Genomic DNA, 9094 nt, shown 5'->3' on the forward strand with positions numbered 1-9094 from the left:
CCGCCGACTTCCTTCAGATTCCACCTCGCGGTGGACACCCTTGTCTTAGGCTAACGGTTGGCACTATCAACCCCCGTATCGGACTTTCACCGACAAGATTACGCCCATGCCGGGCGCACATAAAAAAATAAGGGCCACCCTAAGGAGCCCTTATTTTATCTATCTTTAATTATATCTTTTACCTTCATTAATCTAGTTAAATTGGATCTTTCATTTTCATCAAGCTTCATTCTAATATATCTGATAGTTTCTTCTAAAGAAGGAATTGTCATGTATTCTAAAGCATTTACCCTTCTTCTTGTCTTTTCTATTTCATCAGACATTAATTGAGTTGACTTTTCTACTTCTGCTAGCTCTAGAAGTTTTGGTAAAATATTATATAACTTCCCTATAGAATCATCTAGTTCAGATGAAGTATTTGCAAAGCCATAAGGATATATACTTCCTTCTTCATCTTCCAGCTGTCTTTTGAAAGTCATTTTTGGCACGTTAACACTCATTATGTTCTTTCTTTCAACTTCAACTGATATACTTTCCTTTGGATAAGCAATTGCTTCTTCTAAAAATTCTGAGCTCATTACTGCCCTTGCCATAACAAAATCCTTAAGGGAGGCTTGAAGCTCTGCTTCTACCTCTTTTCTTAATTCATTATTATACTTTATAAGGTTTATAAACTGCCTCATAAGCTCATCTTGCTTATCTTTTAACAGTTTATGCCCTCTTTTAGCAGTTGCCAGTCTCTTCTTTAAACCAGACAACTCCATTCTATTGGGATTGACGTTTAATCTAGCCATGATTATTCATCATCTCCCTTTGGTATATACTTATCAAGATACTCGTCTCTAATTCTCTTAAGTTCTGTTCTTGGAAGTATTTTTAATAATTTCCATCCTAATTCTAATGTTTCTTCAATACTTCTGTTTGCATTAAAGCCTTGATTTACATATTCTTCTTCAAAGGCTTCAGCAAATTTTGCATATAGTTTATCAACATCAGATAAAGCTGACTCACCTAATATTGCTGACAATTCTCTTGCCTGCTTACCTTGTGCATAAGCAGAGAATAATTGATTCATTGTGTCAGCATGATCTTCTCTAGTTTTACCTTTTCCAATCCCCTTATCCTTTAATCTTGATAAAGAAGGTAATACATCTATTGGAGGCATAATGCCCTTTTTATATAACTCTCTTGAAAGTATTATTTGCCCTTCTGTAATATATCCAGTTAAGTCTGGGATTGGGTGAGTTTTATCATCTTCCGGCATTGTTAATATTGGAATTTGAGTAATTGATCCTTCTCTTCCCTTAATTCTACCAGCTCTTTCATATAAAGTTGCTAAGTCAGTATATAAGTATCCTGGATATCCTCTTCTACCAGGAACTTCTTTTCTTGCAGATGATACTTCTCTTAAAGCTTCTGCATAGTTAGTCATATCTGTCATTATAACTAATACATGCATTCCTTTTTCAAAAGCTAAATATTCTGCTGTTGTTAAAGCCATTCTTGGAGTGGATATTCTCTCTATAGCTGGATCTGATGCTAAATTCATAAATAAGACTGAGTTGTCTATAGCACCAGTTCTTGTAAACTCATCAATAAAGAATTGTGATTCTTCGAAAGTTATCCCTATAGCAGCAAATACAACGGCAAATTGTGCATCAGAGTTTAAAACCGTTGCCTGTCTTGCAATTTGTGCTGCTAATTGAGCATGAGGAAGTCCGGATCCTGAGAATACAGGCAGCTTTTGACCTCTAACTAATGTATTTAAACCATCTATTGCAGAAACACCTGTTTGAATAAATTCTGATGGATAATCTCTTGATACGGGATTTATTGGTTCTCCATTTATATCTAATCTTTTTTCTGCTATTATATTTGGACCCCCATCAATAGGATTTCCAAGACCATCAAAGACCCTTCCAAGCATATCTATAGAAACCCCTATATCTTGTGGTCTTCCTAAGAATCTTGCCTTGGTACCTTTTAAGTTAATTCCAGTTGAGCCTTCAAATAACTGAACCATTGCCCTAGAACCATTTACTTCTAGAACCTTTCCTCTTCTTCTTTCTCCATTTTGAAGTTCAACTTCTACAAGTTCATCATATTTTACTCCTTCAACACCTTCAACAATCATCAAAGGTCCAACAACTTCTTTAACTGTTTTGTACTCCTTAAGCATTTAGAACCCCTCCCTTCTCTTTGATTAATCCTTCCATTGTAGCTCTGACTTCTGCTGCAATATCATCTATCTTACTTAGTTCGCTTTCAGTTATATATTTGCTTCTTGCAATTTTATCTCTTAATTCTGCTAAGTTTAGAATTTCATTTATATATACTCCTGCTTCTAAAGCCTTTTCTGCTTCCTTCCTGAAGGAAAGGATTAATTTTAACATCTTATATTGTTTATTAAGTGAAGTATATGTATCTACTTCATGGAATGCATTTTGTTGAAGATAATCTTCTCTAATTGATTTTGCTATTTCTAATTTTAATCTATCTTTTTCTGATAAAGCATCTATACCAACTAAACTTACTATTTCTTGAAGAGATGATTCTTCTTGAAGTAGAGCCATTGCTTCTTTTCTTAAAGCAGACCAATCTTCTGCAACTTCCCTATTCATCCAGTTATCCACAGTTTCTTCATATAAAGAATAAGAATTTAACCAGTTAATTGATGGAAAATGCCTCTTATATGCCAACTGTGCATCTAATCCCCAGAAAACTTTAACTATTCTTAAGGTTGCTTGAGATACTGGTTCTGATATATCTCCTCCTGGGGGGGAAACCGCACCAATTGCTGTAATTGTTCCTATTCTTCCTTCTTTACCAAGGCAAACAGCCTTACCAGCTCTTTCATAGTAATCTGCTAGCCTTGAACCTAAATAAGCTGGATAACCTTCATCCCCAGGCATTTCTTCAAGTCTTCCTGACATTTCTCTTAAAGCTTCTGCCCATCTTGAAGTTGAATCTGCCATAATTGAAACTGAATATCCCATATCTCTAAAGTATTCAGCAATAGTTATTCCTGTATAAATTGATGCTTCTCTTGCTGCAACAGGCATATCTGAAGTATTTGCAATAAGTACAGTTCTCTTCATTAAACTTTCGCCAGTTTTAGGATCCTTTAGTTCTGGGAATTCATTCAAAACATCTGTCATTTCGTTACCACGTTCACCACAGCCAACGTAAACAACTATTTCTGTATCTCCCCATTTAGCTATTTGATGCTGAACAACTGTCTTACCAGCTCCAAAAGGTCCAGGTACGGCAGCTGCTCCACCCTTTGCTACAGGGAAGAAGGTATCTATTACTCTTTGTCCTGTAACCATTGGTCCTTCTGGTTTTAACTTTCTTGCAACAGGTCTTCCTTTTCTTGCAGGCCACTTTTGCATTAAAGTTAACTCTTTATCTCCCTTTTCTGTTTCTACTATACAAACAGTATCTGTTACTGTAAAATCTCCTGATTTTATTTCTTTTATAGTTCCTTTAATTCCATATGGAACCATAATCTTATGTAGAACTACCGGAGTTTCTTGAACTGTACCTATAACATCTCCTGCTTCTACTTCAGCACCAATTTCTAAAATAGGATTAAATGTCCATAATCTTTCTCTATTTAAGGAATTAACAGATATACCTTTTTTTAAGAAAGGTGAACCTGCTTTTTCAGCAAAAGCTGCTAATGGTCTTTGAATTCCATCAAACATTGATTCTATAAGACCTGGTCCTAATTCGATACTTAAAGGTTCTCCAGTTGATATTACTGGATCCCCTGGTCCTATGCCAGTAGTTTGTTCATAAACTTGGATAGAAGCCCTATCTTCTCTCATTTCAATTATTTCTCCGATAAGACCATTCTCTCCAACTTTAACCATATCATGTATATTTGAATGTTCCATTCCTTCAGCAACTACTAAAGGACCTGAAACCTTAATTATTCTTCCGGTCTTCAACTTGCCTAACCTACCTTCCTATAAAATATTAACGCCAACAGCTTTTTCCACACTATCACTAATTCTTTGTAGTCCAATATTTAAGGAACCTTGATTACTTGGAATTAATATTACAGCTGGAAGTATTTTGTCATTGTAACGACTAATTGTTTCTTCAATTTTTTCTGCAACCTGTTCTGTTACAAAAATTACTGCGTAATTGTTTTTTGCACAATTATCAACTGCTCTTCTTGCTTCGTCAGCTTCAATTACTGGAAATACATCTATTCCTATAGCCTTAAATGCTAAAATTGAATCTTTATCACCTATAACAGCAATCTTTCTATACATATATATCACGCAGCCTTTCTCTTAATACTTCCTTAGCAATATTATTTAGCTTGGCAACCATTATTATTCTTATAACTTTAATTTCTGTTTCCTTTGCATAGATATAAGATAATATTTTTTCTGGTCCAAATGTAACTAATTTAGATTTCTTCACTAATTCCATTATATAATTATCACTTAACTTTTCTAATAAGCCTGCTGAGTTTGTTTCAATATATCCTTCAAAACCTTCTTCTATTAAATCAGAATATATCGTAGTCTTTAGCTTGCTCATAATATTTTCAGGTGTTTCATTTAATAATGAAATTAGTTTATTTTTTTCAATTGCACCACCATCAAATATTACTTCTGCAGCAAAATCTCTATTCTTATTTTGCTTCTTTAGTCTAAGCAAGGTTCTAATGTTAGTAGAATCTATAATAGCCTTCACTAAATTATCAATAAATTCATACTTTAGACTATTATTTATTTCGAGTAATTCTTTAAACATATACTTATCAATAATTATATCTATCTTTTGTGGATCTTTAGTTTGATTAAAGGATTCTAAAGCTTCTATTACACCTTTTCCAATATTTCCACTTAGGCTTTTATAATTATCTCCATTTATCTTATTTTTAATTTCTTTTAAATCCAACTCCCCTAAATTTATTAACATATGGGATAAATCTTGATTAAGAACCTTTTCCTTTAAAAGAACTTTAATATTATGATAGTCATATTTTAAACTGAAAATTTTAACTACATCTTTAACTGGAGATAATTCATATACTAAATTATATATTCTACTTAATTCTGAACTTAACATTTCCTCATAGTCTTCAGGTCTTTTAATATTTACTAAGACATTTGAATATTCTGTTTCATTCAGAATTTTTAGCACTTCCTCCGCTGAAACAGCTTCTATCATTCTATCTATTTTAGCCTTATCAAGAAGTCTTTTCTCTAAGACCCATATTCTTGATACAGCTTGGGTAAACTTCATTTTATCCATATCTTACCCTCCTTAATTAAATAATACTTTCGCCACTTCATACTCCAATTCATCTCTTAATGAATTTACTAAGGCCTCAAAAGTATTATTTATTTCTACACCATTACTTTCCAAAATAAATCCACCTTTAAAGCTTCCAGCTTCAGTGCTTAGTTTAATATTACCTTTTTCTCCTAAAGCTTGATTTAAATCGTATATAAAAGTTAAATCAACTTGTTCTAAGCCCTCTTTATTTAATATAAGTTTTTGCTCTCCTATTTCTCCAAGAGATAAAATTGAATTTTTTATAAATCTTAAGAAATCATCTCCCTTTATAGAAGATAATACTTCTATGCTTTCTTCAAAAACCTTTTGAATTACTTCCTGTTTTGCAGCTAATTTATCATTTCTAGCTTTAAGGGTTGCAGAAGAAATAATTTTTTCTTTTCTTCTTTTTGCTTCTGCCTCTGCCTTTTTTATTATTTCATTTTCCAGCTTTCTGGCTTCAGCAATTTTTTTAGAAAGAATTATTTCTTTCTCTTTATTTACTTCTGCTAATATGACTTCCTTTCTTTCTTCAGCATCCCTAAGGATTTTTGAAGTTATATTACTAATATCTGCCATAGCCGCCTCTCCAATCCTAGAATGTTTTTGTTACTAACATGAATGAAATAACGAAACCTAATAATGCATATGTTTCTACCATTGCTGATAAAATTATACCTTTTGTATTATGTTCTTCATTTTTAGCCAATATTTGAATACCTGATGCTGCAACTCTACCTTGAGCAATACCTGACCAAAGTCCTGAAAGTCCCATAACTAAACCTGCAATCATTAAATATAAACCTTGAGCTACTCCCATATCTGCAGTAAGTTTAGTAAATATCATAAATCCAATAACGAAGCCATATAAACCTTGAGTACCTGGAATTAATTGAAGAACTAACGCTTTACCAAACTTTTCTGGCTCTTCTACAACTAAACCAGTTGCTGCCTCACCAACAGTACCAACACCCTTAGCAGAACCTATACCTGCTAATCCAACAGCTAAAGCAATTCCTATTGCTGCTAAAAATATTCCTCCATTATTTTCTAATAAATATTGTAACCATGTCATTTCCATTCTTAATTCCTCCTAATTTCTTCTTATTTTTACATATTTCTCTGAGCTCTTAAAAGCTTTAAAAGGCTTTCCTCCGCCTTCATAAAACTTACCAAAATATTCAACATATTGTAATCTTGCTGTATGAACATAAGCACCAAGTAATGATAAGGCAAGATTAAATATATGCATAAGTACAAATAATAAAGGTCCAAATAGTAGGCCCGCTATACCTGGCATAGTATTTATTAGCAAATTAAAAGCCCCAGCAATTGAGCCTCCTGATAAGCCTAAAGCCATAAGCCTTGTGTAGGAAACTAAATCTCCAACATATCCTGATATTCCATACAAAGCATAGGCTCCTGATGCAATTTGCCCAGGTTTTGTCTTTGCATCTCTACCATTAGTTAATATTATTGTTACCATTCCAGCAAACATAGTTATCATAAAGAATGTGCCTAGGAAGTTTGGCCAATTTAACAACTTGGCTCCTGCCACTCCACCGATTGAAACCAAAGTTACTATCCAGGAAATCGCATCATAAAAAGCTTCCTTAATTAATCCCATTCTAATTAAAGAATAAGCCTTTATTCCAAGACCACATAAGATTTGTATAACTCCTAAAGTTAATGACAATATGATAATTGTCATAATATCATTATTAGTATCTATAATTTTGGTTGGAAGTACTATAAAATCACCAAAGAAGGAACCATATATTGCTCCAACAAATATTGTAGGAAAGCTTAAATAAAAGAAAAACTTCATAAAATCTTTCATTGAATCTTCAAGCTTGAAAAACTTTAAGGCAATAGCAGTTCCTATAAGCATAAGTAATCCATATCCAGCATCTGCAATCATTAAACCAAAGAATATTAGGTAAAATGGTGTTAGAAGTGGTGTAGGATCAATCTCGTTATATTTAGGATAACTATACATACCCGTTACGCTTTCAAAGGCTTGAACTAATTCTCCATTTTTAAGCTTAATAGGTACATAATCTATTTCATCTTCTTTAACTTCTTCAAATTCTAAATAATAATTTTCTTTAAGAAGTTCATCACAAACTTTTTTAAGTTCATCCTTATCTTCATCTGCAATCCAGCCTTGAATTGTTGATACATTTTTAGTTCTTAAAAAATTATTTGAAGCTAAAGCTCTTTCAACTTTATTAGTATAATAGTCATAGGCTAATTGTAGAATTTTTTGATCTTCTTCATAACTTGCTAATTCTTCTTTAACAAAAAACTTCTTTGCCTGTAACTCTTCTATTTGATGTTTAGCATCCAAAATAAGCTTCATTGGAACATCATTATATTCAGTTTTAAATTCACTAAAGCCAATTGTCCTTAAAACTTCTAAAGTTTTCTCTTTTTTCTCATTATCGGTTATAATTAGAACATTAACATCATTTTGATTTCTTGAAACAACTTCTACATAAGAAGCCTGCAAATCATTAATTAAATTTTCTTCATAATTCTTATGAATTGTACCAATAAAGCAAGATACTTTTTTTAGTTCTTTAATTTCTTGGAAAGAAACATCTAAACTTTCCCATGGAGTTAAAGTTTCAATTTCATTTTTTAATTTTTTAATTTCTGCATCTATTTCTAAAATCTTGTCTTCCTGTCTTTTAATTTTACTATAGCTTCCTATCCAATTAGAATTTTCAACTTTACTTTCTAGTTCGTCTAATGTTAACTCTAATTTCCCTTCCCTTAAAGCCTTTATCATAGGCTTTTTAGGCATATAAACATTCAGAAATTCTAAGGCTGATTTAGCTTTAGATAAAGCTTCTTGATACTTTGCATACTCTGAATCTATATCGCATGTTAATAAATCCTTAAATTCCTTATTTTTTTCAATTATTTTCTCATCTTGTAGATTAATTAATTGAACATTCGATAGCTTATGTAATTCTCTTATTATTTTTTTTCTATCTGATTCAAAAGCAAGCAAAGTAAATTTTTTCATCTTTACTATTGCCATGACTTCACTATCCTCTCAACTATTAAATTAATAGCATCCTTTCTTTTTTCCTCAGAAATATTTTTTATATCAATAACTTCTTCCTCAGCTTTTTTTAAAATAGGCCCAGCTATTGAATTTCCTTCATCTTCAGCTTTTTTTAGAATTTCTATTTTCTTAGAATTTGCATCATTAATAATTTTATTAAATGTCATTTCTGCTTCTGCTTTTGCACTGTCGATTAATTCTTTCGAAGCTTTCATTGCTTCCTGAATAATTTCTTCTGCTTCCGCTTCTACTCTTTTAAGTTTGCTTATTGCTTCTAATGCCAAATTCTCACCACCTTTTTTGTATTATAAATTAATATTTTATGTAGTATAAATTAACCTTTATATTTAATTATACACATTTTTAAATTACTTTCAATGTTTTTAAACTTTTTTAACACAATTATAAATTTTACTTTATTTTATTTTTTCTTTAGCATACTTATTTTATGTAATATTACATTTATATTTTCTATTATAATATATTTCAAAGTTTAGTTGAATTTTTATTAATAGTAATAATCCCATATTTTCTTACTATTCTTTATACAAAATAAAAAAGGTAAATAGACTTACCTTTTTTATTTTGTATAAATATTATTTAAATTTAAAAATATAAATCCCTTATCCAAATCTTCTTTAGAATTAAATGAGAGATTGCTTCAAAAATATTATAGAATAGAAGAAAAAAAGCTTTGGGAAGATATTCATTTTATAA

The 9094-nt window shown here is 31.4% G+C and carries 9 protein-coding genes; all 9 read right to left on the minus strand.

Going from position 1 to position 9094, the window contains the following annotated elements:
• Positions 1–155: 155 nt before the first annotated feature.
• Genes KQI16_RS09155 through KQI16_RS09195 form a run of 9 tightly spaced genes read right to left on the minus strand, consistent with a single transcriptional unit; the run spans position 156 to position 8661 of the window.
• The gene (locus tag KQI16_RS09155) at positions 156–794 is read right to left on the minus strand and encodes a V-type ATP synthase subunit D (protein WP_216433768.1); all 639 of its coding nucleotides are present in this window, start codon (positions 792–794) and stop codon (positions 156–158) included.
• A 2-nt stretch (positions 795–796) separates the two neighbouring features.
• Positions 797–2179 carry a V-type ATP synthase subunit B gene (locus KQI16_RS09160; protein ID WP_216433770.1) on the minus strand — a complete coding sequence of 461 codons (1383 nt, stop codon included), beginning with the start codon at positions 2177–2179 and terminating at the stop codon, positions 797–799.
• Positions 2172–3953: a V-type ATP synthase subunit A gene (locus KQI16_RS09165; RefSeq protein WP_216433772.1), complete on the minus strand. Its 1782-nt coding sequence runs from the start codon at positions 3951–3953 to the stop codon at positions 2172–2174. The genes KQI16_RS09160 and KQI16_RS09165 overlap by 8 nt, the downstream gene beginning before the upstream one ends.
• A gap of 18 nt (positions 3954–3971) precedes the next feature.
• Positions 3972–4283: a V-type ATP synthase subunit F gene (locus KQI16_RS09170; RefSeq protein WP_216433774.1), complete on the minus strand. Its 312-nt coding sequence runs from the start codon at positions 4281–4283 to the stop codon at positions 3972–3974.
• A complete protein-coding gene (locus KQI16_RS09175; RefSeq protein ID WP_216433776.1) occupies positions 4276–5277 on the minus strand; it encodes a V-type ATP synthase subunit C in 1002 nt (333 codons plus the stop codon). Before KQI16_RS09175 ends, KQI16_RS09170 begins: the two co-directional genes overlap by 8 nt.
• A 12-nt stretch (positions 5278–5289) precedes the next feature.
• Entirely contained in the window at positions 5290–5880 is a 591-nt protein-coding gene (locus KQI16_RS09180; protein ID WP_216433778.1) for a V-type ATP synthase subunit E, read from the minus strand.
• Between the two features lie 16 nt (positions 5881–5896).
• The gene (locus KQI16_RS09185; RefSeq protein WP_119865893.1) at positions 5897–6382 is read right to left on the minus strand and encodes a V-type ATP synthase subunit K; all 486 of its coding nucleotides are present in this window, start codon (positions 6380–6382) and stop codon (positions 5897–5899) included.
• Positions 6383–6394: 12 nt separating this feature from the next.
• Positions 6395–8350: a V-type ATP synthase subunit I gene (locus tag KQI16_RS09190; protein ID WP_216433780.1), complete on the minus strand. Its 1956-nt coding sequence runs from the start codon at positions 8348–8350 to the stop codon at positions 6395–6397.
• On the minus strand, positions 8341–8661 hold the full coding sequence (locus tag KQI16_RS09195) for an ATPase (protein ID WP_286173022.1): 321 nt from the start codon (positions 8659–8661) through the stop codon (positions 8341–8343). Before KQI16_RS09195 ends, KQI16_RS09190 begins: the two co-directional genes overlap by 10 nt.
• Positions 8662–9094 lie beyond the last annotated feature (433 nt).

The sequence above is a fragment of the Caproiciproducens sp. MSJ-32 genome (genome assembly GCF_018918055.1).
Taxonomy (GTDB): Bacteria; Bacillota; Clostridia; order Clostridiales; family Clostridiaceae; genus Clostridium.

Bases quoted from the DNA above. Each gene is read 5' to 3' on its own strand.
- KQI16_RS09175 (WP_216433776.1), bottom strand. From the start codon at position 5,277: ATGGATAAAATGAAGTTTACCCAAGCTGTATCAAGAATATGGGTCTTA.
- KQI16_RS09190 (WP_216433780.1), bottom strand. From the start codon at position 8,350: ATGGCAATAGTAAAGATGAAAAAATTTACTTTGCTTGCTTTTGAATCA.
- KQI16_RS09170 (WP_216433774.1), bottom strand. From the start codon at position 4,283: ATGTATAGAAAGATTGCTGTTATAGGTGATAAAGATTCAATTTTAGCA.
- KQI16_RS09180 (WP_216433778.1), bottom strand. From the start codon at position 5,880: ATGGCAGATATTAGTAATATAACTTCAAAAATCCTTAGGGATGCTGAA.
- KQI16_RS09185 (WP_119865893.1), bottom strand. From the start codon at position 6,382: ATGGAAATGACATGGTTACAATATTTATTAGAAAATAATGGAGGAATA.
- KQI16_RS09155 (WP_216433768.1), bottom strand. From the start codon at position 794: ATGGCTAGATTAAACGTCAATCCCAATAGAATGGAGTTGTCTGGTTTA.
- KQI16_RS09160 (WP_216433770.1), bottom strand. From the start codon at position 2,179: ATGCTTAAGGAGTACAAAACAGTTAAAGAAGTTGTTGGACCTTTGATG.